Origin of the sequence: Nocardia sp. FBN12, assembly GCF_050320175.1 — a bacterium.
In the GTDB taxonomy this organism is placed as follows: Bacteria; Actinomycetota; Actinomycetes; order Mycobacteriales; family Mycobacteriaceae; genus Nocardia.
On the sequence record NZ_CP190048.1, the window covers coordinates 5,113,822 to 5,138,246 of the forward strand.

25 protein-coding genes are annotated in these 24,425 nt (G+C 67.5%); 13 read left to right on the plus strand and 12 right to left on the minus strand.

Going from position 1 to position 24,425, the window contains the following annotated elements:
• Positions 1 to 5 precede the first annotated feature (5 nt).
• Positions 6 to 692 (minus strand): response regulator transcription factor, encoded by a 687-nt coding sequence (locus tag ACQHI0_RS24260; RefSeq protein ID WP_378911181.1) that lies wholly within the window; start codon positions 690 to 692, stop codon positions 6 to 8.
• A 300-nt stretch (positions 693 to 992) separates the two neighbouring features.
• On the opposite strand from ACQHI0_RS24260, the gene ACQHI0_RS24265 reads away from it, so the two are divergent.
• From ACQHI0_RS24265 to ACQHI0_RS24290, 6 genes are all read left to right on the plus strand, one after another.
• Positions 993 to 3,803 carry an ATP-binding protein gene (locus tag ACQHI0_RS24265; protein ID WP_427904125.1) on the plus strand — a complete coding sequence of 937 codons (2,811 nt, stop codon included), beginning with the start codon at positions 993 to 995 and terminating at the stop codon, positions 3,801 to 3,803.
• Entirely contained in the window at positions 3,800 to 4,204 is a 405-nt protein-coding gene (locus tag ACQHI0_RS24270) for a roadblock/LC7 domain-containing protein (protein ID WP_056813970.1), read from the plus strand. The genes ACQHI0_RS24265 and ACQHI0_RS24270 overlap by 4 nt, the downstream gene beginning before the upstream one ends.
• A gap of 6 nt (positions 4,205 to 4,210) precedes the next feature.
• Positions 4,211 to 4,582: a DUF742 domain-containing protein gene (locus ACQHI0_RS24275; RefSeq protein WP_067449576.1), complete on the plus strand. Its 372-nt coding sequence runs from the start codon at positions 4,211 to 4,213 to the stop codon at positions 4,580 to 4,582.
• A gap of 4 nt (positions 4,583 to 4,586) precedes the next feature.
• Positions 4,587 to 5,186, plus strand: coding sequence for a GTP-binding protein (locus ACQHI0_RS24280; RefSeq protein ID WP_379238986.1), 600 nt, complete (start codon positions 4,587 to 4,589; stop codon positions 5,184 to 5,186).
• A complete protein-coding gene (locus ACQHI0_RS24285) occupies positions 5,179 to 5,955 on the plus strand; it encodes an MHYT domain-containing protein (protein WP_427904126.1) in 777 nt (258 codons plus the stop codon). Before ACQHI0_RS24280 ends, ACQHI0_RS24285 begins: the two co-directional genes overlap by 8 nt.
• A 504-nt stretch (positions 5,956 to 6,459) precedes the next feature.
• Positions 6,460 to 6,684 (plus strand): hypothetical protein, encoded by a 225-nt coding sequence (locus tag ACQHI0_RS24290; protein WP_278261368.1) that lies wholly within the window; start codon positions 6,460 to 6,462, stop codon positions 6,682 to 6,684.
• 54 nt (positions 6,685 to 6,738) lie between these two features.
• Here ACQHI0_RS24290 and rpmF read toward each other — a convergent pair whose 3' ends face one another.
• Genes rpmF through mrf form a run of 3 tightly spaced genes read right to left on the minus strand, consistent with a single transcriptional unit; the run spans position 6,739 to position 8,482 of the window.
• Positions 6,739 to 6,912, minus strand: coding sequence for a 50S ribosomal protein L32 (gene rpmF / locus ACQHI0_RS24295; RefSeq protein ID WP_056813984.1), 174 nt, complete (start codon positions 6,910 to 6,912; stop codon positions 6,739 to 6,741).
• 2 nt (positions 6,913 to 6,914) lie between these two features.
• Complete coding sequence (locus ACQHI0_RS24300) at positions 6,915 to 7,181, minus strand: type B 50S ribosomal protein L31 (RefSeq protein ID WP_427904127.1); 267 nt, start codon at positions 7,179 to 7,181, stop codon at positions 6,915 to 6,917.
• Positions 7,178 to 8,482 carry a ribosome hibernation factor-recruiting GTPase MRF gene (gene mrf, locus ACQHI0_RS24305; RefSeq protein ID WP_427904128.1) on the minus strand — a complete coding sequence of 435 codons (1,305 nt, stop codon included), beginning with the start codon at positions 8,480 to 8,482 and terminating at the stop codon, positions 7,178 to 7,180. Before mrf ends, ACQHI0_RS24300 begins: the two co-directional genes overlap by 4 nt.
• 103 nt (positions 8,483 to 8,585) lie before the next feature.
• Between mrf and rpmB the strand changes: the two genes are divergently transcribed.
• Genes rpmB through rpsR form a run of 4 tightly spaced genes read left to right on the plus strand, consistent with a single transcriptional unit; the run spans position 8,586 to position 9,574 of the window.
• Positions 8,586 to 8,822 (plus strand): 50S ribosomal protein L28, encoded by a 237-nt coding sequence (rpmB, locus tag ACQHI0_RS24310; RefSeq protein ID WP_364411662.1) that lies wholly within the window; start codon positions 8,586 to 8,588, stop codon positions 8,820 to 8,822.
• A 9-nt stretch (positions 8,823 to 8,831) separates the two neighbouring features.
• Complete coding sequence (gene rpmG / locus ACQHI0_RS24315; protein WP_378635921.1) at positions 8,832 to 9,002, plus strand: 50S ribosomal protein L33; 171 nt, start codon at positions 8,832 to 8,834, stop codon at positions 9,000 to 9,002.
• A complete protein-coding gene (gene rpsN, locus ACQHI0_RS24320) occupies positions 9,002 to 9,307 on the plus strand; it encodes a 30S ribosomal protein S14 (RefSeq protein WP_427904129.1) in 306 nt (101 codons plus the stop codon). Before rpmG ends, rpsN begins: the two co-directional genes overlap by 1 nt.
• Before the next feature lie 9 nt (positions 9,308 to 9,316).
• On the plus strand, positions 9,317 to 9,574 hold the full coding sequence (gene rpsR, locus ACQHI0_RS24325) for a 30S ribosomal protein S18 (RefSeq protein WP_067449582.1): 258 nt from the start codon (positions 9,317 to 9,319) through the stop codon (positions 9,572 to 9,574).
• 207 nt (positions 9,575 to 9,781) lie between these two features.
• Here the strand turns inward: rpsR and ACQHI0_RS24330 are convergent, their stop codons facing one another.
• Positions 9,782 to 10,339: a LysM peptidoglycan-binding domain-containing protein gene (locus tag ACQHI0_RS24330; RefSeq protein ID WP_427904130.1), complete on the minus strand. Its 558-nt coding sequence runs from the start codon at positions 10,337 to 10,339 to the stop codon at positions 9,782 to 9,784.
• A gap of 175 nt (positions 10,340 to 10,514) precedes the next feature.
• Between ACQHI0_RS24330 and ACQHI0_RS24335 the strand changes: the two genes are divergently transcribed.
• Entirely contained in the window at positions 10,515 to 10,949 is a 435-nt protein-coding gene (locus ACQHI0_RS24335) for a hypothetical protein (RefSeq protein ID WP_427904131.1), read from the plus strand.
• A 50-nt stretch (positions 10,950 to 10,999) separates the two neighbouring features.
• Here the strand turns inward: ACQHI0_RS24335 and purH are convergent, their stop codons facing one another.
• The 6 genes from purH to sucC all read right to left on the minus strand — a co-directional run bounded on the left by purH (position 11,000) and on the right by sucC (position 18,268).
• Positions 11,000 to 12,565, minus strand: coding sequence for a bifunctional phosphoribosylaminoimidazolecarboxamide formyltransferase/IMP cyclohydrolase (gene purH, locus ACQHI0_RS24340; RefSeq protein ID WP_427904132.1), 1,566 nt, complete (start codon positions 12,563 to 12,565; stop codon positions 11,000 to 11,002).
• Complete coding sequence (gene purN / locus ACQHI0_RS24345; protein WP_427909280.1) at positions 12,558 to 13,238, minus strand: phosphoribosylglycinamide formyltransferase; 681 nt, start codon at positions 13,236 to 13,238, stop codon at positions 12,558 to 12,560. Before purN ends, purH begins: the two co-directional genes overlap by 8 nt.
• Positions 13,239 to 13,274: 36 nt before the next feature.
• On the minus strand, positions 13,275 to 14,774 hold the full coding sequence (locus tag ACQHI0_RS24350; protein WP_427904133.1) for a DUF6350 family protein: 1,500 nt from the start codon (positions 14,772 to 14,774) through the stop codon (positions 13,275 to 13,277).
• Positions 14,775 to 14,897: 123 nt separating this feature from the next.
• Positions 14,898 to 15,965: a DUF5336 domain-containing protein gene (locus ACQHI0_RS24355; protein WP_427904134.1), complete on the minus strand. Its 1,068-nt coding sequence runs from the start codon at positions 15,963 to 15,965 to the stop codon at positions 14,898 to 14,900.
• A 203-nt stretch (positions 15,966 to 16,168) separates the two neighbouring features.
• Positions 16,169 to 17,086: a succinate--CoA ligase subunit alpha gene (gene sucD, locus ACQHI0_RS24360; RefSeq protein ID WP_427904135.1), complete on the minus strand. Its 918-nt coding sequence runs from the start codon at positions 17,084 to 17,086 to the stop codon at positions 16,169 to 16,171.
• Between the two features lie 12 nt (positions 17,087 to 17,098).
• Entirely contained in the window at positions 17,099 to 18,268 is a 1,170-nt protein-coding gene (sucC, locus tag ACQHI0_RS24365) for an ADP-forming succinate--CoA ligase subunit beta (protein WP_378993279.1), read from the minus strand.
• A gap of 486 nt (positions 18,269 to 18,754) precedes the next feature.
• Between sucC and ACQHI0_RS24370 the strand changes: the two genes are divergently transcribed.
• Both ACQHI0_RS24370 and ACQHI0_RS24375 read left to right on the plus strand, forming a co-directional pair.
• A complete protein-coding gene (locus ACQHI0_RS24370; protein ID WP_427904136.1) occupies positions 18,755 to 19,813 on the plus strand; it encodes a M23 family metallopeptidase in 1,059 nt (352 codons plus the stop codon).
• A gap of 87 nt (positions 19,814 to 19,900) precedes the next feature.
• Positions 19,901 to 21,280: a DUF1731 domain-containing protein gene (locus ACQHI0_RS24375; protein ID WP_427904137.1), complete on the plus strand. Its 1,380-nt coding sequence runs from the start codon at positions 19,901 to 19,903 to the stop codon at positions 21,278 to 21,280.
• A 214-nt stretch (positions 21,281 to 21,494) separates the two neighbouring features.
• Here the strand turns inward: ACQHI0_RS24375 and ACQHI0_RS24380 are convergent, their stop codons facing one another.
• On the minus strand, positions 21,495 to 24,062 hold the full coding sequence (locus ACQHI0_RS24380; RefSeq protein WP_427904138.1) for a UvrD-helicase domain-containing protein: 2,568 nt from the start codon (positions 24,060 to 24,062) through the stop codon (positions 21,495 to 21,497).
• Positions 24,063 to 24,425: the final 363 nt, after the last annotated feature.

The window sequence follows — 24,425 nt, forward strand, 5'->3', positions numbered from 1 at the left end:
CCCGCCTACGGAGGGGTCTCGCGCAGCACGTAGCCGACGCCACGCACGGTGTGGATCAATCGCTCTTCGCCGTCGGCCTCGGTCTTGCGCCGCAAATAGCCGATGTAGACCTCCAGCGCGTTGCCGGAGGTGGGAAAGTCGTAGCCCCAGACCTCTTCGAGGATCCGGCCGCGGGTGAGTACCCGGCGCGGATTGGCCATCAGCATCTCGAGCAACGAGAACTCGGTGCGCGTCAGGCTGATCGCGCGTTCGCCGCGCGAAACCTCGCGGGTGACCGGATCCAGCGACAAGTCAGCGAACACCATCGCCTCGGACGCTTCACCAGGATCTGGCGTACGCCGGCGAAGCAACGCCCGTAAACGCGCGAGCAATTCCTCCAACGCGAAAGGCTTCGGCAAATAATCGTCGGCACCCGCGTCGAGCCCGGCCACCCGTTCGGATACCGAATCGCGCGCGGTCAAAACGAGAATCGGCAGATCGTCGCCCGTACTGCGCAGTCGGCGGCACACTTCGAGGCCATCCAGGCGCGGCATCATGACGTCTAGGACGAGGGCATCGGGCCTGGATGCGGTCACTTTTTCCAGTGCGTCCAGACCGTCGACGGCGAGGTCGACGGTGTAGCCGTTGAAGCTCAGTGACCGGCGCAGTGATTCCCGCACCGCGCGATCGTCGTCGACTACCAGAATGCGCATGGCTGTAGTTTGCCGTGATCGACTGAGAACGTACTGAGAGGGCCGCCGGGCGAGTCGACGTGTCCGCGCACAGCACTTCGGCGGATCGGTTGTAGGTCTTGACAAGATCGGCCGAATCGTCGTTGTGGCGGCGGCTATTCGGAGAATTATGAAACGAGCCGCCCGGATTGCCGTTGACCACCCAGCACGGTATCTTTCCTGCGGTAAAAGAAGACCTCCAGTTGGTTCTGCGCTCGCATCGCTCCGCGACCTCCCCGCGCGGGCCGGGGTCACACGTGGAAGCAGAGGCAACGCACGCGGATGGAACCTGCATCGCGCTCCTGGCAATTCAGCCTGTCCAACTGGTCGGTAACGCGCAAGGTCGGTGTGGTGCTGGTGCTGCCGGTGATGCTCGCGACCACCTTCGCGGTGCTGCGCATCAACAACGAACTGCAGACGATGACGCAGCTCGGCGCGGCTACCGAACAGGCCACCGTCATCCGTCCCGTCGTCAAATTCGCCACCGCGACCGAGCAACTCGCCGTCGCCGCGACGGCCAACTGGGGTGCGATCGCCGACCCGCAGACCGACGCCGCGCTCACCACCTATGACCAGGCGCTGGCCGAGGTGCAGAGCGCGCTGCGCACGGCCCGCATCGAACCCGGCGTCGCCAGGGAGCTCAACGCGGCCGTCACCACCGGCGCCACCCTGCGCAATACGGTGCGCGGCGGTTCCCCGGCGATGGTCAGCGAACAGACCGACATGATCGGCGAACGAATCGGCAACGCGCTCGCCCAGACCCCGCAGGTCGACGACACCGTCGTGCAGCGCTACTTCCTGCAGCTGACCGCGCTGCACCAATCGCGCCGGATCCTCACCAGGGAACGCACGCTGGTCGTCGCGCCCGAGTCGGGTCGCAGCCAGAGCGCGCGGGCGAAGATGCTCGTGGAGCTCGGCGCCGAAGCGAACATGATCAAGACCTACGCGATGGTCCTGCCCGAGCACGCGGGCAATCAGGCGGCATTGCTGGACGCGGTGCAGACCCGGATCAGCGTGTTCAGCCAGAACAACGGCGACCCGACCACCAACGCCGCGGTGCTCAACACCCTGCAGGTCAGCGCCGACACCTATTCGTCCACCATCTCGGCGCTACTCGACACCGTCGACCACACCCTCGACAGCAACACCGCGACCGCCCAGACCGGCGCCCTGCGGGAGACCACCCTGGTGCTCGGCATGCTGCTGGCGGGCCTCGCGCTCGCGCTGGCCGTGGCCCGCACCCTGGTGGTGCCGGTGCGCAGGCTGCGACGCGACGCGCTCGAGGTGGCTCACGTGAAGCTGCCCGACGAGCTCGCCGTGGTTCGCAGCGGCGGCGCGACGCCGGAGATCACCCCGGTGGGTGTGCACTCCACCGACGAGATCGGCCAGCTGGCCCGTGCCGTCGACGAGATCCACGAGCAGGCCCTGAATCTCGCGGGCGACCAGGCCCGTCTGCGCCTGCAGATCGGCAACATGTTCGAGACGCTGTCGCGGCGCAGTCAGTCGCTGGTGGAACAGCAGCTCGCGCTCATCGAGGAACTCGAGCACGACGAGGACAACCCCTCGCGCCTGCAGACGCTGTTCCGCCTCGACCACCTCGCCACCCGTATGCGCCGCAACGGCGACAACCTGCTCGTGCTCGCGGGCACCGTGCTGCGCCGCGGTCATCTGCCGCCGGTGCCGCTGTCGGACATGCTCTGGAGCGCGGTCTCGCAGGTGGAGGACTACCAGCGGGTCGAGATCGGCAATGTGCCCGACGGTGTCGTCGCCGGTGAGTCCGCGGTCGACATCGAGCACCTGCTGGCCGAGCTCATCGACAACGCGCTGCGCTACTCCCCGCCGAGCACGTCGGTGGCGGTCATCGTCGGCCGGGCGGTCGACAGCGGCTATCTGATCGAGATCACCGACCGCGGCCTCGGCATGTCGGCCGAGGATCTGCGCACGACCAACGACCGGCTCGCCTCCGGTGGTGAGGTCACCATCGAGACGGCGCGCCGGATGGGTCTTTTCGTCGTCGGCAGGCTCGCCAAGCGCCACACCATCACGGTCAGCCTGCGCCGGACCAGCGGTGCGGCACCGCAGCCCGGCATCACCGCCAGTGTGCATCTGCCCAGCGCGCTCGTCGCGCCGTCGCCGCCCGTCCCGTCGGCGGGCCAGTCCACCGGACCGAATCCACTGGCGACCGGCCCGAATCCGATCATGCCCGCCGGAATCGGCCCGTACGCCCTGACTCCGGCCGACATCACCGGCCCGAATCCGATCATGCCGATCGGCCCGCGCCCGTTGGTCTCTCTGGACGCGGTGACCGGGCTCGACCTCCCCGATCTCCCGGCATCACCACTGCCCCCGATCTACACGCCCGCGAGTCCGGATCCGGTCGTCCCGGCCAACGGCACTGGCACGCCGAAGACCCCGCTCACCAGCGTCGGTCTCCCGCAACGCGTTCCGGCCTCGGTACCGGCGCCGCCACCGGAACCGGTCGCGGTCGAGCCCGACGTGGACGCCGCGCCGGTGGGCATGTGGGCCGAGCACGAACACGACACCGACGATCTCCCGGTGTCCACCGATCCGCCTACGCCCGCCGCCGACTCGACGCCCTTCGGCCTGCCGCAACGCATACCCGCGAACGCACTCGCCGAGCTCGCCACGCCTGCCGTGCCGCCGGATCCCGAGCCGGAGCCGGTGTCGCGGCCGGTCGACGCCGACCCGATGCCGACGACGAGCACCCGTTTACAGCCGGTCTCCGGCCCGGCGCCGACCCCGATCTACCAGCGGATGGTCTCGGAGTGGCTGGTCGAACCCGCCTCCGCCCCTACCGAATCCGGTAACGGCAACAGCGGGTCGTGGAGCGCCCCCGGCGACGCGGGCTGGTCGGCCGCCGCAGAGGCGGACCACCCACCCACGTCCTCGCGCACGAGCGGCGGGCTGCCGATCCGCAAGCCGGGCGCCCAGCTCGTCCCGGGCGGGCTCACCCCCGCGGAGGAAGCGGGCGCGCGCGACCCCGAGGAGATCCGCAACAACTTGACCCGACATCTCAGCGGCGTCCGCAGCGGCCGTGCCGAGATCCAGTACAACGACGGAGGCCTCGAATGAGCAACGCGCACCCCACAGACGAGAATCTGAACTGGTTGGTCGCCCGCTTCACCCGCGACGTGCCCGGCGTCTCGCACGCGGTGCTCGTCTCCGCCGACGGATTGCTCCAGGCGACCAGTCCGCACCTGCCCGCCGATCGCGCCGAGCAGCTGGCCGCGGTCACCGCGGGCCTGGCCAGCCTGTCGATGGGTGCGGCGCACCTGTTCGACGGCGGCAAGGTGATGCAGTCGATCGTGGAGATGCAGCGGGGCTATCTGCTGGTGATGAGCGTCGGAAACGGTTCGCACCTGGCGGTTCTGGCCAACAAGAGCCACGACATCGGCCGGATCGGCTACGAGATGGCACTGCTCGTCGACCGGGTGGGCTCGGCGGTCACCGCCACCGCCCGCTCCGCCGGCTGAGGTGAGATGTCGAGCCCTTACGGATCCGATCAGCGGCCCACGACGCGAGTCAGGCCCTATGCACTGACCTCCGGCCGCACCGAACCCGCGATCGCACTGCCCCTGGAGGCGGTCGTGGAAACGGTCTCTTATACAGCGCACAACGACTGGTCCGCAGGCGATTTGCGGATCGAAATCGTGCGTCTTGCCACACATCGGCTTTCTGTCGTCGAGATTGCCGCATACCTTGGTCGCCCACTGGGTATGGTCCGGGTGATGATCGGCGATCTCGTAGTGGGCGGGATTCTTCGAGTGCATTCGACGCTGACCGAGCAGGCGAGCTACGACGAACGCCGATCACTGATGGAGAGGACTTTGCGTGGACTCCGTGGCCTCTGATGGCATGCGCCCGCCGACACAGGAACAACGAGTCGCGTCGACCAAGATCGTGGTGGCCGGTGGATTCGGTGCGGGCAAAACGACTTTCGTCGGTGCGGTATCGGAGATCGTGCCGCTGCGCACCGAGGCGATGGTGACGCACTTCTCCGACGGCATCGACGATCTCGCCGAGACGCCGGAGAAGGAAACCACCACCGTCGCCATGGACTTCGGGCGTATCGTGCTGCCCGGCAACCTGGTGCTCTACCTGTTCGGCACGCCGGGTCAGAAACGGTTCTGGTTCATGTGGGACGACCTGATCCGTGGCGCCATCGGCGCGGTGGTGCTGATCGACACCCGCAGGCTGGAAGACAGTTTCGCCGCCGTCGACTTCTTCGAGGCACGCGGACTGCCGTTCCTGATCGCGGTCAACCGCTTCCCCAACGCCCCGCGCTTCCCCATCGCCGAACTGCGCGAAGCGCTCTCGGTGCGCGAGGGCATCCCGATCGTCGACATCGACGCGCGCAATGCCGTCGAGGTCCGTCAGGCGCTGGCGGCGGTGACCGAATACGCCATCGCCCAGCTCGAGCCGCAGCAGTTCGAAGGAGCGGGCAGGCGTGCTTGATGTGCTTGCCGCGAGCGGTGCCGAAACCTTCGCGCACGGCACCGGTATCGCGTGGCTCGCGTTGGATCTGTCGGCGCTCGGCGCGCTGGTGGCGTTCGCCTGTATCCGGCACGCGAAGTACTCGATCAAGTTCCGGTTGGTCTGGCTGACGATGGCGGCGGTCTCGCTCGGCGGAGTCGGGCTGTGGCTGGCGAATTCGGTGGCGCTGCTCGCGATGCGCGTGAACGACAGCGCCATGCGGTACAACCTCGCGCTCGGTGCGGCGGCGCTGGCCATCGCGGTGGTCGGCGTGCTGGCCGGATTGCTGATCAGTGGCCGGACCACGCAGGTGCCGCGGCTGATCATCGGCGGGTTGACGATGGGGCTGAGCGTCGGGCTTTCGACCTTTCTGACCCTGGACGCGCTCGCCGTGCAGGGCACCGTCGAGGAGTCGCTCGGTCTCATCGGAGTGGCCGTGCTGGTGTCGATGGCGCTGTGCACCGCGACGCTGTGGGTGTCGCAGGTGGTCCGCCGGGTGCCGATGCGAGTGCTGGTGTCGGTGCTGTTCGCGCTGGGCGTCGCGGCGGTGTACTACACGGCCGTCGCCGCGCTGAAGTTCTCGATCGATCCGGGCATCCGGACGCCGGCCGGGATCCCGCTGTTCGACTTGGTGTTCCCGATGTTCGTGATCGGCGCGCTCGGTCTGACGGTGCCGATCACAGCGGTGCTGGTGGCACCGGATCGGCGGGACGCGGCGGCTCAGGTGCGTCAGCCTGTCTCGGTGCACTGAGAGGCAACCAGCTAACGTCCGGTTTGTCGGAATAATTCCGGTCGTCCGCCCTGCTGAGCCGAGCTCTCGCGACCTGTGGAGATTCGCCGGGAAACTGCCCCTGAAGTGGCGATGAGCGGGTTCTCCTGACTCGGAGAACCCGCCCTCCCGCACGAGAGTACATACCCGCGCGGGACTCCGCATCAGTGGTTGGGGAATTTTCTTGTGGCGAAAAACAAACCAAGAGTTGGTAATTCAATGGCCAGCAAACCCTCCGCAAGCCGATCAGAGCGCCCATGCCAAGTGGCGCGCATCACACCGTTAACGGAGCGGTTGCCGCCCGCCCACATTTAAGGCCCTGAACAGGCACAACAGTGCGGAAGTAAGGCCCCTGGACAGGGGGCCGACCAGAACGAACCGCCGACCACGTGGAACCTCACCACGCAGTGCGGGAACCGAGTTATGGTCGCTGCAGGGCGCATTCGTCTCGCCCGGCACATCCAAGGTTCGTTCGAAGGAGTTCGCATGGCCGTCAACGTGGTGCTCGACAAAGTCCTCGACAAGGAATTCGAGAACAAGACGCTCGCAGAAATTCTCGCCGCGCCCCCGTCGGCGCTGGCCGGCCTCACCGAGGCGCACGACAAGCAGCTGCTCGAGGCGCTGAAGATCAAGACCATCGCCGACCTGGGCAACAACAAGTTCTTCCAGCTCGCCGCGACCCTGGTCGAACTCGCCGAGCGCGAGGGCTGAAAGCTTCCAGACAACACATGGCCTGCCAGGCATTCCTGGCAGGCCATTGTCATGTCAGAGGCGGGCGGGGTCGATCATTCCCTTGCGGACGGCATTGACGATGCGGCGCGGTACGCGGTATTCGACGCCCGCCACGGTCACCGGGACCAGTTGTGGGACTTCCGCTTTCCACTGCGAGCGCCTGCTGCGGGTGTTCGAGCGCGACATTCTGCGCTTGGGGACCGCCATGATCAGCCTTCCTTGCCTGCGCGGGAGCGCTTTCCGTACTTGCGCTCGAACTTCTCGACCCGTCCCTGGGTGTCGAGGTTGCGGGCGGTGCCCGTCCAGAACGGGTGCGAATCCGAGGTCACGTCGACCAGCATGAGCGGGTAGGTGTTCCCGTCGGCCCATTCGATCGTCTGGCTGCTGGTCGCGGTTGACCTGGTCAGGAACTGTTTCCCGGTGCTCGCGTCCTCGAACACGACGGGGTGGTAGTCGGGGTGTATGCCCGCTTTCATGCCGTTTCTCCTCTCGGGTTTGTGCGCTCGCTCGCCGAGGCTGTTGCCTCGGTGGGATCGGCGCAGGGATCTTGGTGCCAGTCGCCGAAGGGGTCCTCCCACAACGCGACTCGTTCCGGGGCCCGGTCGACGAGCAGTAGTTCGTCGTCCTCGACCAGCGCCCAGTGCAGGGCGTGCCGGATCTCGGCGGGGTCGGCGTCGTGGGCCAGGATCACCAGCGACACATCGCGATCGCCGAACCGCTCGTCCCAGCCCAGCGCGGCCATCGCCCGCCGGTCCGGGTCGGCGGCGGCCTGTTCCTCGGCGCTCATCGCGGCCAACCAGCGCCCGGCGCCGCCGACCCGCAGCCCGCCACCGGCCGACTCGAGCCAGACCACATGGTCGGGCTGGGTGGCCAGCCAGATCCGGCCGCGGGCGGTGACAACACCGTCGAACAGGACGTCGAGCGCCTCGTGCAGCCGCTCGGGATGGAACGGCCTGCGCGCGGCGAACTCGACGATCGAGACGCCGCAGTCGGTGCTCAGCGGCGGCTGTCCGCGCAACAGCGGCGCGTGCGCGTCGAAGATCCGGCCGCGGCGCGACTCCGCGGGCACGCGCGTCAGCAGGGCACCGATTTCGATGGCGTCGAGGCCGGGTAGGTCATGCAGCCAGGCGATCGGCGCGGCGGGCGTGAGCCTGGTCAGCACGGCCCCGAGGCGCTCGAGGTCGAGCGCGTCGGCGCCGGCGGTGAGCACTACCAGCGCGTCGGCGAAGTCGACCTGACCGACGGCCACCTGCGCGACCGTGCGCTCGTCGTCGGCCGAGGCGAGCCCGCGATCGGCCAGTACCTCGTCGCCGGTGGCGTCGGCCAGCCACTGCTGCCCGTCGAGACAGGTCAGCACCGCCTCGATCCGCACGGTGCGCCCGGTGGGCCCGTCGACGCGATCGGCCACCCCGCTGACGACTACATGCTCGATCGCGTGGCACAACGCCTCGGCCTCGATGCCCGGATCCAGCGCCAGCACGATCCGCTTGACGTGTTCGCGCGCCGCGAGCGTGCACAGCATCGGCAGCAGGTCGGCACGCAGCGTGCACGACACACACCCGTGCGCCAGCTCGAGCACCGTGACGCTCGTGGTGCCCGCGGTGGTCATCGTGCGGCGCACCACACCTTCGCGCAGTTCGGCGAGATCGTGATGCAGCACCACAGTCCCGGCGTCCTCGCCCAACATCGCCGCGATGTGCTCGACGCCGCCCATGGCGGGTCCGGAGAAGCCGGCCAGCAGCACCACGGGCGTTCTCCGGTCTGCCTGGTCCAGCATCCGAAACCCCTTTCGACAATGATTTTCATTTACCTCGGGGCGACTGTACAGTGCGGAATAATCGTTGTCGAAAATGGTTGTCATAACCATGGAAGGAGGTCGCATGTCGGCCCACTGCCAGGTCACCGGTCGTAAGCCCGGCTTCGGAAAAGCCGTCTCGCACTCGCACCGGCGCACCAACCGACGCTGGAACCCCAACATCCAGCACAAGACCTACTACCTGCCCAGCGAGGGCCGCCGCGTCACGCTGACGGTCTCCACCAAGGGCATCAAGACCATCGACCGCGACGGGATCGAGGCTGTGGTGGCCCGCATCCGCGCTCGCGGGGACAAGATCTAGGAGCTGAACATGGCCTCGAAAGCGACCGATATCCGGCCGATCGTCAAGCTGAAGTCCACCGCCGACACCGGCTTCACCTACGTCACCCGCAAGAACCGCCGCAACGATCCCGACCGGCTGGTGCTGCGCAAGTACGACCCCGTCGTGCGCCGCCACGTCGACTTCCGCGAGGAGCGCTGATGGCGAAGAAGTCCAAGATCGCCCGCAACGAGCAGCGGCGCGAGATCGTCGAACGGTTCGCGACCCGGCGTGCCGAGCTCAAGGAACTCATCCGCAAGCCGAGCACCGGCGACGCCGAGCGCGCCGCCGCCCAGGCCGAACTGCGCAGCCAACCGCGCAATGCCAGTCCGGTACGCTTGCGCAATCGGGACGCTGCTGACGGCCGCCCACGCGGCTATCTCCGCAAATTCGGCCTCTCCCGTGTTCGTGTGCGCGAGATGGCCCATCGGGGTGAGCTCCCCGGGGTCCACAAATCGAGCTGGTGAGGAGATCGCATGGCAGTGAAGCGAGCACCGTCCAAGAAGGCACGCGCCGACCAGGGCCGTAAGCCGAAGAAGAATCCGCTGATCGCCGCGGGCATCGAGTACGTCGACTACAAAGACGTCAATCTGCTGCGCACCTTCATCTCCGATCGCGGCAAGATTCGCAGCCGCCGCGTCACCGGCCTGACCCCGCAGCAGCAGCGTCAAGTCGCCGTCGCGGTGAAGAACGCCCGCGAGATGGCGCTGCTGCCGTTCACCACGACCAAGTAGCAGTACGCGCGAAAGTGGCCCCGAGGCAATAGCTTCGGGGCCACTTTCATTCGAAAAGCCGACCCCCACGGAGGGAGTCTTACGACCGACCCGTCCGCGGCCGGGTCGCCGGTCAGGCGCCGTTGCGTAGGCGACGAAGGAGCAAGCAACGGTGCCTGACCGGCGGCCCCTCAGGGCCGCGGACACGCGCGCGCCAGCGCGCCGATATCACGGAATGGTCAGTACCTGGCCCTCGTTGATGAGGTCCGGATTGTCGATCCCCGAGGCCGAGGCGATCTCCTGGTAACGGTTGCCGTCACCGTAGAAGCGCTCCGAGATGGCCCACAGGGTGTCGCCCGACTCGACCGTGTAGGTCTGCGCGGCGGGCGGCGGCGGGACCTCTTCGGCGATCGGGGCGGCGGCGACCGGCCCGGGAGCGGGCAGCGGGTTGTCGGTGACGGTGGCGGTAGCCCACGCGACTGAACCGTCGGTGCCGTAGAGCACCACGTTGCGGTCGGGCTGCACGACCAGCTTCTCGACATTCTTGCCGCTGGTGTCGGTCGCCCAGATGCGCGCGCCGCCACCGCTGTAGACGACGAAGTCGCCGTCGTGCTGCAGGGCCGCGCGCTGCGCGTCCTGCCCGTGCGTCATCGCGGCCCAGACGACGTTGCCGTCGGGCTCGGTCAGCACCAGGTTGCCGTCCGGCTGCAGTGTCAGGGTGTAAGCACCGCCGGTCAGGGACTGACCAAGTCCCAGTTCTTCGCCTACGCGCAGCGTGTCGGCCACGTTGTTCCTTTCGAAGGTTGCCAATTGCAGAGCCCAACAGGAGATGCCGGCCGATTGCCACAGCCACATCGCAGCCGAATGTAGTCCTCGCGGCGGGCATACGGAGGGGTTATGCGCAGGGTTCGCGGAAAGTTCACGGTGTGGCCGTGCGGACTATGGTGCAACCATGACAACGATGTCGCGTTACACTGTCGCCGCGGCAGCCGTGGCCGTGCTGATCGCACCCCTCACCGGCTGCGCAACCTCGGATGATCCTGCGCCCCAACCGGATACGTCGCACACGAACACCCGTCCCGAAGCTCCGAATCCCGGTATCGGCCAACTACTCACCGCCGATCCCACCCTCGTCGACCCACACCCGATTCCCTTCACGTCCTGGAATCGCGTGAGCGACAACAAGATCGGCGTCAACTTCGAGACCGGCAACCCCGAGTGCTACGCCGTCGACGCCACGGTCACCGAAACTCCCGAGACCGTCACCGTCGCCCTGCGCGCCGGCACGCGGGCGGATTCCGTGAACAAGATGTGCACCATGAACATGATCCTCGGCACGCTGGAAATCCCCCTCCGAGACCCGCTGGGAACCCGCACGGTGCTCGACGCCGGATAAACGAAAACGGGTGCCGCACCGAGGATTCGGCGCGGCACCCGCTTCTGGGATCAGTGCGCGAAGTGGCGGGCACCCGTCAGGTACAGGGTGACGCCCGCTTCCTTGCAGAGCTCGATGGTGTCCTTGTCGCGGATCGAACCACCGGGCTGCACGATCGCGCGAACGCCCGCGGCCACCAGGATCTCCGGCCCGTCCGAGAACGGGAAGAAGGCGTCGGAGGCGGCGACGGAGCCCTTTGCCCGCTCACCCGCGCGCTCGACGGCGAGCTTGCAGGAGTCGACGCGGTTGACCTGACCCATGCCGACGCCGACCGCGGCGCCGTCCTCGGCGAGCAGGATCGCGTTCGACTTCACCGAACGGCATGCGCGCCAGGCGAATTCGAGGTCGGCCAGGGTGGTGACATCAGCCGGGTCGCCCGCCGCCAGGGTCCAGTTGACCGGATCGTCGCCCGCGGCGTCGAGCACGTCGCGGTCCTGCAGCAGCGCACCGCCGCTGATCGGGCGCAGTTCCACGCCCTTGCGCTGCGGGGCGTCGGCCACCAGCACGCGCACGTTCTTCTTGCGCTGCAACACTTCCACCGCGCCGGGCGCGTACCCGGGAGCGATGATCACCTCGGTGAAGATCTCGGCGACTTGCTCGGCCATCTCCACGCTGACCTCACGGTTCGCGGCGATCACGCCACCGTAAGCACTGACCGGATCGGTCGCGTGCGCCTTGCGATGCGCCTCGGCGATATCGGCGGCGACGGCGATGCCACACGGGTTGGCGTGCTTGATCACCGCGACAGCGGGCTCGTCGAAGTCGAACGCGGCACGCCAGGCGGCGTCACCGTCGGTGTAGTTGTTGTACGACATCTCCTTGCCGTGCAACTGCTTCGCCTGCGCGATCCCGACCGTGCCGTCGTTGCTGGTGTACAACGCGGCGGCCTGGTGCGGGTTCTCGCCGTAGCGCAGCACCGCGGCACGCTCCCACGAACCGGCGACCCAGCCGGGGAACTGCTCGGTCTCCTCGGCGACGGCGGGCACGGCGACCGAGCCCATCCAGCTCGCGACGGCCACGTCGTAGCTCGCGGTGTGCTGGAAGGCCTTGGCGGCCAGCGCGGTCCGCTCGGCGAGGGTGAACCCGCCGGACTTCACCGCGGCGAGCACGTCGTCGTAATCGCTGACGTCGACGACCACACCCACGGAGGGGTGGTTCTTCGCGGCGGCACGCACCATCGACGGCCCGCCGATGTCGATCTGCTCGACACACTCGTCGACGCTCGCGCCACTGGCCACGGTCTGGGTGAACGGGTACAGGTTCACCACCACCAGCTGGAACGCCTCGACACCCAGCTCCACGAGCTGATCGACATGCTCGGCGCGCCGCGTGTCGGCCAGGATGCCCGCGTGCACCCGGGGGTGCAGCGTCTTGACCCGGCCGTCCAGGGTCTCCGGGAACCCGGTCAGATCCTCGACCTTGGTGACCGGGATACCGGCCTCGGCGATCTTGCCCGCGGTCGACCCGGTCGACACCAGCTCCACACCGGCCGCGTGCAGCCCGGTGGCGAGCTCGATGAGCCCCGTCTTGTCGTAGACGCTCACCAGCGCCCTCTGGATCGCCTTACGTTCACTCACCGGCGTGCTCGCTCACTGGTATTTCTGCCTTTCGTCCGTCGGAGACAATGCCTCGCGTCGCGACGGCGGCGATGACCTCCGCCAGTAACCGTCGCTCGACAACTTTGATGCGCTCCTGCAGCGTGTCCTCGTCGTCGCCGGGCATCACGGCGACCGCTTCCTGCGCGAGGACCGGGCCGGTGTCCACGCCCGCGTCGACCAGGTGCACGGTGCAGCCGGTGACCTTGACCCCGTAGGCGAGCGCGTCACGCACCCCGTGCGCGCCGGGGAACGACGGCAGCAGCGCGGGGTGGGTGTTGATGAGCCGGCCGCCGAAACGTTCCATGAACGCGGGGCCGAGGATTTTCATGAAGCCCGCCAGGACCACCAGATCGGGCTTGTGCGCGTCGACTGCCTCGGTGAGGGCGACGTTCCAGGCTTCCCGATCGGCGAAATCTTTGAGTCCCACCTTGAAGTGCGGCACTCCGGCGGCGTCGGCATGCGCGGTGGCCGGGCAGTCCCGGTCGACACCGACTGCCACGATCTGCGCCGGGTAGCCGGGCTCGCGCGCGGCGGCCAGCAGTGCGTTGAGCAGCGAGCCGGTGCCCGAGGCCAGAACGACGACGGTAGCCGGTGTTCTGGCGGGCTTCCACGGGGCAAACGAGGACGTCAGCGCTCTACTCCTGCGTGTGATCGGGCGGCGGCGATGGCGATAGGCGCCGGGTCGAGCTTAGCGACCGGGGGTCTTGTCCTCGTCCGGCAGGTCCGACTCGACCACTTCGACGTCGACGATGTCGTCGGCGGGCTCGTCGGTGGAGCCGGGTGCGGCGATGCTCACTTCGAGCTCGTCGTCGAAGTCCTCGACCAGTTCGCCGTCGACTTCGACTGCGGGATCGTCGTATTCGACCGGGTCGTCGTCGGCGGGATCGTCGTCGTACTCGTCGTCGTCGTAGTAGTAGTAGTCCTCGTACTCGTACTCGTCGTCGGCGTCGTAGTCCTCCTCGGGCTCGGTCGGCGTCAGGAAGCGGCGGGCGAACACCATCCCGACGAAGCCGCCGAAACCGAACCAGGTGACCATCAGCACGACCAGCATCAGCAGATCGACACCGACCCATCCGACGGCGCCGAGCTGACCGCTGCCGAGAATCGCGAGCACCAGGAACGTCAGCGTGGACAGCGCGGCACACGTGAGCGTCGCCCACGGCGCGCCGGGCCGGTCGTCGCTGGTGCGGCCGAGTTCGATCCCGCCGAGCACCCCGACGGCGAGCGGGACGAGCAGCAGCACGGCCCACCACGGGGACGCGGGTCCTTCCGGGACGGGAATCAGCGCGGGCACGACCGGCATGTGTCCGCCCGTCACCCCGAACAGACCCACCGATCCGGCCCCGAACAGCACGGCCGCCCCACTGAGGATGCCTGCCGCGCCGATCACCACATTCGGCAGATAGAGCAGGGAGAGCAGGGTCATACCAAGTACATCGGTGGCGTTGTGTGCCTGCTGAAAAGCGCCGTCGAGCCGGGACAGATGCACGAAGAACGAGATCACGGTGGCCAGCGCGGCACAGCCGAGCATGCGCAAGACGGTGCGTCGCGCTGCCCGGGCGCCGAGGACCGCCCAAACCGGGATCTCGATCGGCACGAACGCGCACACCGAACTCCACGCCCGGCTCGCGATTCCGGCGGCTGCCGCGCCCAGATACAGCACGAGCACCCACCCGAACGCCGCGATCGGGCCGGGCGATTCGAGCGGGATGACGCCTGCGGCATCACCGGTGACGGCGAGGCAGACGGCCGTCATGAGCAGCGGCCCGGCCAGCACCGCACCGGTCAGCCAGCCCAGCTCGACCGGGGTCGGCCGGTTGGGGACCGCACGCGCGCATTCGCGGGCGGCCAGCCAGACCAGGACCGCCGTCGGCACCAGCGGGAGCAGGCCGAGCGTCGTCCGGCCGACTGTGAGCGGAACCTGATGGGCGGCAAGCCAAGTCGCGGCGACCGCGGCGGGCGCACTGGTGAGATCGGTACCGGTGGTGAGCATGACCACGAGCACGAGCAGCACCGTGGCCGCCAAGGCGGTGATCGTCGGCCGCGCCGCGACCAGCAGCAGGGTCCGCGCCCGCTCGGGCGAGAGTGACCACCAGCCGGGCTCGGGCCCGGACGGTGGTGCGACGACGGTCTCCCCGATGCCGCGTGACCCGGAGGTCCGGCGCACGAGGGAGTTACGGGCGCTCATGACAATTCAGCGTGTCAGCTTCCCCGGCGGCCGCGGGTCAGGCGCGCCGCGAGCCCACAGGCGTACCTGTGGGCTCGCGATCGATCCTGGACCACCACGCGGCAGCCGTTCTGTTCTTCGGTTCTACTTGTTGTCGTCGTTCGGGCGGAACGCCGTGGTGGCGTCGGCCGCCGGATCGGCGGTCTGCTCACCACCGAACGGCTGCGGCTGCCCGGGCGCAGGCTGCTGCGCGCCACCGAAGTTCGGCGCACCGAACGGCTGGCCCTGCGGCTGCGCACCGCCGAAGGTCTGCGTCGCGCTCTCATCCGGACGCGGCTGTGCCTGCGGCGCCGCACCGTACGGCGACGCCTGCTGCTGCGGCGCGCCGTACTGCTGGCCGTACGGCGACTGCGGCGGCTGCTGACCGGGCTGACCGTAGGCCTGCTGACCCGGCTGGCCGTAGGACGGCTGCGGTGCCTGCGGCATCGACGGCGAACTCTGCTGGCCGTACGGCGACTGCTGCGGGTACTGCCCACCGGTCTGGGTCTGGCCGTAACCGGTCTGGCCGTAGGACTGCTGGCCGGTGTTCTGGCCGTAGCCCTGCTGGCCGTAGCCCGGCTGCTGGCCGTACTGACCGTATTGGCCCGGCTGCTGTTGCGGCTGAGCCGGTTTCGGCGCGGGTGCCTTGATGATCCCCAGCTTGAAGAGCAGCCCCGCGACGGCGACGGCGGCGGTCGCGAAGCCGAGCACCAGCACCAGGTAGGCGCCGATCTCGAGCTCGGAGCCGTCGGGAGCGCCGACGAAGGTCACGATCACCAGGGTGAGGAAACCGGCGAGCGCGGTCGCGGCGGCCACGCCGAGCAGATCCTGCTTCGGCAGCAGCGACACCCCGGCCAGCAGGCCGGCGACCAGCAGCAGCGCGAGAATCGCGCCGTTGCCCGACCACTCGAACAGGCTGAACGTGACATCGGTGCCGATGGTGGTGCCGCCGATGGTGGTCGGCTCGGAACCGATGTACGGCAGGAAGCCGAGCAGGAACGTCAGCACACCGAGTCCGGCAGTCGCCGCGGTCAGAATGAACGGCAGCCCCTTGGCTGGGGAGCTTTCCGAACCGGTCGATGGCGCAGCCGCAGCGGCTCCGGTGCTCTGGCCCTGAGGCGCGGCGGGTGTCGCGGGTGTGTTGTACCCGGAGCCCCCGGTCGGGTATGACATGTCTCGTCGTCTCCTTGTCGAGTCGTGCGCATCGGTCGCGTCGAACTGACTGGTGCCTGATCCGATACCTGACGCTACTGCACGCCACGCCCCCGGTCATCACCTACCGATGCAGGCTGTGGATAAACCACCGCCTGTGGATAAATCGACGAAGGCCGCCCAGGTTAAACCTGAAGGCGGCCTTCGAAGATGTGAGATTGAGATCAGGCAGAAGCGATGGACGCCTTCTCCAGGATCTCGCGGGCGAGCGCGGCGGTCGCGGACGGCGTCTTGCCGACCTTCACACCTGCGGCCTCGAGCGCTTCCTGCTTGGCCTGCGCGGTGCCGCCACCACTGGAGACGATGGCGCCTGCGTGGCCCATGGTCTTGCCCTCGGGCGCGGTGAAACCGGCGACGTAGCCGACGACCGGCTTGGTCACGTTGGCCTTGATGTACGCGGCCGCACGTTCCTCGGCGTCGCCACCGATCTCGCCGATCATGACGATGATCTTGGTCTCGGGGTCCTTCTCGAACGCCTCGATGGCGTCGATGTGGGTGGTGCCGATGACCGGGTCGCCGCCGATGCCGATCGCGGTCGAGAAACCGAAATCGCGCAGCTCGTACATCATCTGGTAGGTCAGGGTGCCCGACTTCGACACCAGGCCGATCGGGCCCTTGCCGGTGATGTTGTTCGGGGTGATGCCGACCAGCGCCTCGCCGGGGGTGATGATGCCGGGGCAGTTCGGGCCGATGATGCGGGTCTTGGAGCCCTTTTCGACGTTGTAGGCCCACGCGTAGGCGGAGTCCTGCACCGGGATGCCCTCGGTGATGACCACGAGCAGCGGGATCTCCGCGTCGATGGCCTCGACGATGGCGTCCTTCGAGAAGGCGGGCGGCACGAACGCGATCGAGGTGTCGGCGCCGGTCTTCTCCATCGCCTCGGCGACGGAGGCGAACACGGGCAGCTCGATCTCGTTGCCGGCCTTGTCGGTGTGCTTGACCGTGGTCCCGGCCTTGCGCGCGTTCACGCCGCCGACGACGTTGGTGCCCGCCTTCAGCATCAGCGCGGTGTGCTTGGTGCCCTCGCCGCCGGTGATGCCCTGGACGATGACCTTGTTGTCCTTGTTCAGGAAGATGGACATGTTCGCTGTTCCTTACTTGGCGCTGAAGGCGAGTTCGGCGGCCTTGTCGGCGCCCTCGTCCATGGTCTGGGCCAGCGTCACCAGCGGGTGGTTGGCCTCGGCGAGGATGCGGCGACCCTCTTCGACGTTGTTGCCGTCCAGACGAACGACCAGCGGCTTGGTGGCCGCGGCACCGAGCACCTCGAGCGCGCCGACGATCCCGTTGGCGACCGCGTCACAGGCGGTGATGCCACCGAAGACGTTCACGAACACGCTCTTGACCTGCGCGTCGCCCAGGATCACATCCAGCCCCGCGGCCATCACGGAAGCCGAAGCGCCGCCGCCGATGTCGAGGAAGTTGGCCGGCTTCACGCCGCCGTGGTTCTCACCGGCGTACGCGACGACGTCCAGGGTGGACATGACCAGACCGGCGCCGTTGCCGATGATGCCGACCTCACCGTCGAGCTTGACGTAGTTGAGGTCGTTTTCCTTGGCCTTGAGCTCGAGCGGGTCGGTCGCGTCGACGTCGGCGAACTCGAGGTGGTCGGGATGCCGGTACTCGGCGTTCTCGTCCAGGGTGACCTTGCCGTCGAGGGCGAGGATCTCGTCGTTGGGGGTGCGCACCAGCGGGTTGACCTCGACCAGGGTGGTGTCCTCGTTGACGAAGACCTCCCACAGCTTCTGGATGGTCACGGCCGCGGCGTCGAGCACGTCGGCGGGCAGGTGGCCCTTCTCCGCGATCTCACGGGCGAAGGCCAGGTCGACACCCTTGACGGCGTCGACGGCGATCTTGGCGAGGCGCTCGGGGGTCTTCTCGGCGACCTCTTCGATCTCCATGCCGCCCTCGACCGAACACATGGCCAGGTAGGTGCGGTTGGAGCGATCGAGCAGGAAGGAGATGTAGTACTCCTCCGCGATGTCCTTGGCCTCGGCGACCAGGAGCTTCTTGACGATGTGGCCCTTGATGTCGAGGCCGAGGATGTTCTGCGCGTGCGTGAACGCGTCTTCCGGGGTGGCCGCGTACTTGACGCCGCCAGCCTTGCCGCGGCCGCCCACCTTGACCTGCGCCTTGACCATCACGGGCTTGCCGATTTCCTCGGCAATGGCGCGTGCTTCTTCAGCCGTGTCGCAAACACGACCCTCGGACGAAGGCACTCCGTGCTTAACGAAGAGCTCCTTCGCCTGATATTCGAAGAGATCCATGTACTCACCGTCTCGTCTGCGTTGCTATGACAACGTCTTTGTTGGCGGCCCGACGTCGGTAGCGGGTCGGATCGGACTGTAGCTAGTCACGGGGAGGGCTAAACGACCACGTTCATAGTAAGTGGCGCAGGTCACGACCGTTTACGGGAGCCCCGGAAAACCGCTGGCCAAGGCTACTGGCGAGTAGTTTTTGGACGTTTTCCGATGCCTTGCCAGGTCGGGCCGCCTAAAGCCGGAACACTCCGACATCTACTACGTTATGTCGTCGACGGACCTCACCCGGGATGCCGGAAAACAGTGAGTTATTCCGCCGCGTTACGGTGACGAATGTCACACGGAGGTGTACGTTTCCGGCGAGCGCTTGCCACTCTGCAATCGCTTCGTTACCGTCAATGCGGTCGATGTCACAACCAGGTCACGACAACCAGGTCACGACTGGGCAAGTCAGGACTGAGGAGGACGACATAGCGTGAGGTACTTCATCCGATGAACCACCGCTCCACCCTTCCAGTCGAAAATCGCACCAGCTCCGGTCCGCGTTACCGGTACGCCGACGAATACACGTCGCATCCGCAGGCCCGTAGAGCCCCCGCCGCCGCATGGCCGCAGACCGACGACGTGTGGCGCGACCAGTCCGCTCGGACCGACAACTCCACCTGGTCCGACGACGCCGCCTGGACGCCCGCCGAGGACGAATGGACCGCGGACGAGTCCTATGACACCGGCACGTACGGCACCGACTGGGCGCCCGCGGCCGAAGAGCCCGCCGAAGCAGCGGCCCCCGCGCCGCGCCGCGCCGAACGTCGTGCCGGCGCACACCGTGTCCCCGCACCGCCCGCAGCGCTGAAGGGCCGCGCCGCGGTCATCGCCGTGGCCGCCGGCGCCGTCGTCGCCGCAGGTCAAGCGGCCATGGCCGATCCGGGCCAGCCCGCACAGGGCATCGATTACGAGGCCGCGGGCCAAGTACACGAGATCGCCGCCCAGTCGATGAGCACGGCCGAGGTCGGCGACCCCGGCACCGGCGCGGCACCCCAGGTACTCGACGCCACCGCCATCGCCGACAAGAACCACTTCGACGACATCCTCGCCAAGGGCGCCAAGTTCGCCGAAGACCTCGCCGCCCAGGAATCCGCCAAGCTGCGGCCCCTGTTCGCCAAGTTCGCCGCGGGCAACTACACCTCCGGTTTCGGTGCCCGCTGGGGCGTCCAGCACCTCGGCATCGACGTCGCGGGCCCGATCGGCACCCCGATCTACGCGGTCGCCGACGGCACCATCATCGAAGCGGGCCCGGCCTCCGGTTTCGGCATGTGGGTGCGCGTTCTGCACGACGACGGCACCGTCACGATCTACGGCCACATCGACACCGCCACCGTCTCGCAGGGCGAGCGCGTGATGGCGGGCGACCAGATCGCCACCATGGGCAACCGTGGCTTCTCCACCGGCCCGCACTGCCACTTCGAGGTCTGGCTCAACGGCACCGACAAGATCGACCCGGTCCCGTGGCTCGCCACCCGCGGCATCAGCCTCGGCTCACAGCGCGATTAGGGGTAGTCGAGGACCGTTTGTGGACGGTCTTGTTGCGTGATGAGCAGCACGCTTCCCCTAGGTAGGCGGCGGGGTTAGCGTTCAGCTATGGCTGGTACGACGAAGTACACGCAGTTCATCGGGCTCGCACCAGAATTGGTGTGGGAAGTGCTCGCGGATCTCGAGCAGTGGCCGGTGTGGAATCCCGGGGTGCGGTCAGTGCGGATGCACGGGCCGGTTGCCGTCGGCGCCACCGGTGACTATCTCCCCGACGGAAAAGTCTCGGCGCGGATCCACGGGCGGTTCGCCGAGCCGTTCACCGTCACCACGTTCGAACCGAATCGTGAGCTCGGCATCGAGCAGCCCGAACCCGCGGGCACCATGCACCTCACCTGGCGGCTGACCCCGTGCGACGGTGGCACCGAAATCACCCAGGAACTGCGCTTCACCGGCCCGTCCGCCGCCGCGGCCCGGGCCGTGGTCCGCCCGTTCATCGAAACCGATGCGCGCGTGAACTTCTCGCGCCTGGCCAGGCTGGCCGGACTGGTCCCCACCGACGACGCACTGAACGTAGTCATCGCCGGCGGCACCGGTGCGCTCGGTCTCCAGATCGCCGCCGACCTGACCTGCCGCGGCCAGCGCGTCACCCTGCTGACCCGCCGCCGCAACCCCGCTCTGCCGTTCCGCCAGACCGAATGGGACGGCCGCTCGGTCGGCGCCTGGTCGGCCGAACTACGCGAACCCGGCCGCCTCGCGGTGATCAACCTCGCGGGCAAGCTGGTCGACTGCAGGCCGACCGAACGCAACGTCGCCGAATTGCGTTCCAGCCGAGTCGATTCCACCACCGCTCTGGTCGCCGCCGCACGCCTGCGCGATACCCCCATCGACTACTGGGTCCAAGCCAGCACCACGGCCATCTGGTCCGACGCCGGCGAAACCCGATGCACCGAAACAACTCCCCTCCCCGTAGGCCTCCCCCAGATGACCGGCGTAGCCCAGCCGTGGGAGGAAGCCTTCGACCCAGCCGGCTCCGACCACTGGACGATCCTGCGCACCTCCATCGTCCTCGACCCCGACGCCCCCGCCCTGAAACGCCTCGGCCAACTCACCAAGGCAGGCCTCGGCGGCCGCGTAGGCCCCGGCGATCAATGGTTCAGCTGGATCCACATCGAGGACTGGCTGGCGATCGTCCGCGCCACCCTCGGCCTCGACCAGAACATCACCCTCCCCAACGGCATCCTCGTAGCCGCCACCGAATTCCCCGTCCGTAACACCGAACTCATGGCCACCCTCCGCCGAACCCTGCACCGCCCCCCATCACCCCCCACCCCGAAGGCCGCCCTCACCATCGGCGCCGTCTTCCTCCGCACCGACCCAGCCCTCGGCCTCACAGGCCGACACGCCACCTCCGAAGTCCTCCACAAGCTCGGCTTCGACTTCCAATACCCCACCCTCGACGAAGCCCTGACCAACCTCTTCCCCCACTGAACACCCCGCCCCAACCCGAACCACCTCACTCCCAGCCACACCGCACACCCAAAACCCGCACCCCTACCACACTTTCAACCACACCGTGCACAAGGCCTGTCCCCGTCTTCCACAACCCACCCAACCCAACCACCGCACTCCCGACTCAAACCCCGGAGCTCTGCCACACCCCCAAACCTGGACTACTCCAACCCCAGATTCCCGAAACCTAGAATCACAACTTCACAATCGTCCGACTGAACTGCGGAATCAACCGAATCTTCCCCGCAGACCCGAAGTCGATAGTCACCGTAGCCAACGGCCCCACCCCATCAGCCGCCACAACCCGCCCCAACCCATACTTATCATCAGTAACCCGATCCCCCACGGCAAGAACAAGTTCGGTGTTATTCCGCTTAACAGCCCCACCCGGCGCAGGCCGACGCTCACCGGCCCCCCCACGCACACCCGGCCGCTGATCCCACCCACTCCCACTGGTCCAATCCCGCTCGAACCCACTGTCCTCCCCCCGACGCCGCCCCCGCTGCGGCGAAATCACCGGCTCCAACCTGCGCCAATCCAGCAGATGCTGCGGAATCTCCTGCAGGAACCGCGATTCCGGGTTCGACACCGGCTGCCCCCACCCCGACCGCACAACCGCGCGCGAGAGATAGAGCCGCTGACGAGCCCGCGTGATCCCCACATAGGCCAGCCGACGTTCCTCGGCCAACTCGTTCGGATCACCCAGCGCCCGCATGTGCGGGAATTGCCCGTCCTCCCAACCGGTCACGAACACCACCGGGAATTCCAGCCCCTTGGCCGTGTGCAGCGTCATCATGGTGACCACACCCGTGCCCTCGTCGGGGATCTGATCGGTATCAGCGACCAGCGACACCCGCTCCAGGAAGGCCGCCAGCGAACCCGGCTCTGGTTCACCGTCGCCGGCCTCGGGCACCAGCCCTTCCTCACGTGCCGCCTCGGCATTGTTGAACGCCTCGGAACTGAATTCGCGGGCAACGCTGACCAATTCGTTGAGGTTGTCGAGCCGCGCACCGTCCTGCGGATCGTCGGAGGCTTCCAGCTCACCGCGATATCCGGTGCGATCGAGCACCGCCTCGACCACATTCCCCACATCGGGATAGTCGCTGTCGGCCCGCTTACCGGCGAGCCGAATCTCGTCGAGCAGCTCGAGAAACCCCGCGATGGCCCGCTGCGCACGGGTATTCAGCAGCGCGACCTTGCCATCGGCCGCATCACGCAGAGCCGCGGCGAAGCCGATATCGCGCTGTTCGGCATGCACCGCCACACACGCCTCGGCCCGATCGCCGATCCCGCGACGCGGAGTATTGAGAATGCGGCGCACGCTCACCGCGTCTTCGGGATTCTCGAGCACCCGCAGGTAGGCCACCACGTCGCGCACTTCTTTGCGCTCGTAGAACCGCACCCCACCGACGACCTTGTACGGCAGGCCCATTCGGATGAAGATCTCTTCCAGCGCACGCGAATTGTTGTTGGTGCGATAGAACACCGCCACGTCGCCGTAGTTGGCATCGCCGCCGTCGACGAGCCGATCGATCTCCTTGGCGACGAAGGAGGCTTCGTCGTGTTCGTTGTCGGCGACGTAGCCGGTGATCAGTTCACCCTCGCCGGAATCGGTCCACAGCTTCTTCTCGCGCCGGCCCTCGTTGCGCGCGATCACCGCGTTGGCGGCGGACAGGATGTGTTGGGTGGAACGGTAGTTCTGTTCCAGCAGAATGGTTTCCGCATCGGGGAAGTCGCGCTCGAATTCCTCGATATTGCGGATCGTGGCGCCACGGAAGGCGTAGATCGACTGGTCGGCGTCACCGACCACGCACAGCTCGCTCGGCTCGACCGCCTGCTCGTCCGCGTCACTGTGGTGCCCGACCAGCTCACGCACCAGCACGTACTGGGCGTGGTTGGTGTCCTGGTACTCGTCGACGAGCACGTGCCGGAACCGGCGCCGGTAGTACTCGGCGACCTGCGGATGGTTCTGCAGCAGCGCCACCGTCTCGCCGATCAGATCGTCGAAGTCCATCGCGTTGGCCGTGCGAAGGCGGCGCTGGTACTCGGCGTAGACCCTGGCGACCAGCGCGGGCAGTTCGGTGTCGTCGGCTTCGGCGTCGGCGGCGGCCTTTTCCGGATCGATCAGTTCGTTCTTCAGATTGGAAATGGCGGTCGACAGCAAACGCGCCGAATACTTCTTGGTGTCGATCTCGAAATCGCGGCTGATCATCGTGAGCAACCGCCGGGAATCATCGGCGTCGTAGATCGAGAAATTCGAATTCAAACCGGGCAGCAGGGCCGCCTGCATCCGCAGAATGCGCACACAGCTGGAATGGAAAGTCGACACCCACATGCTGGCCGCCCGCGGACCGACCAGCCCCGCGACCCGTTCCCGCATCTCGGCAGCGGCTTTGTTGGTGAACGTGATGGCCAGGATCTCACCGGTGCGCACGCCACGTGCCGCGAGCAGGTAGGCGATCCGGCGGGTGAGCACCGCGGTCTTGCCCGAGCCCGCGCCCGCTACGATCAGCAGCGGTGAACCCGCGTGCATCACCGCGGCGCGCTGTGGCGGATTGAGCCCGTCGAGCAGCCGCTCGATCTCCTCGGCACGCTGTTGTTCGCGCTCCTGGCGGCGCTGCGACTGTTCGGCGCTGTTTCGGGCCGCCGCCTGAGCCAGCGCGGACGCGCCGGTGCCACCACCGTCCCGAGGCGATAGCGCGCCAGGCGCGGGTTCGTTGGGATCGGTGGCTGAGGCGTGGGGAGCGACCGTGATATCCATCGTCTGTCCACGCTACCGGCGGGCACCGACAAGCTGCGAACTGCTCCCGATTCGATGACCGGCCGGCAACGGCCCGGCAAACCACTGGTGAACTCGACCAGCTCGGCACCGCCGCCACCTGGTGAACCTTCTCAGCGAATTCATAAACAGAACTGTTTTGCCTACCTACCGCCCCGTGGCAGACTGGGCCTCATGATCAGCGCTCCTCCGCATGCCCGGATCGGCCGCCGATCCGATATCGTGACGGGGAGTACGACTGATTGCGCACTCCCGGGGGGATCCAGTACTGCCCATCGGGAAAAGTTTCAGGGTGACGGAACAGATCGGGTAACAGGCCGTTCGGTCCGACCGATCCAAGTTCTG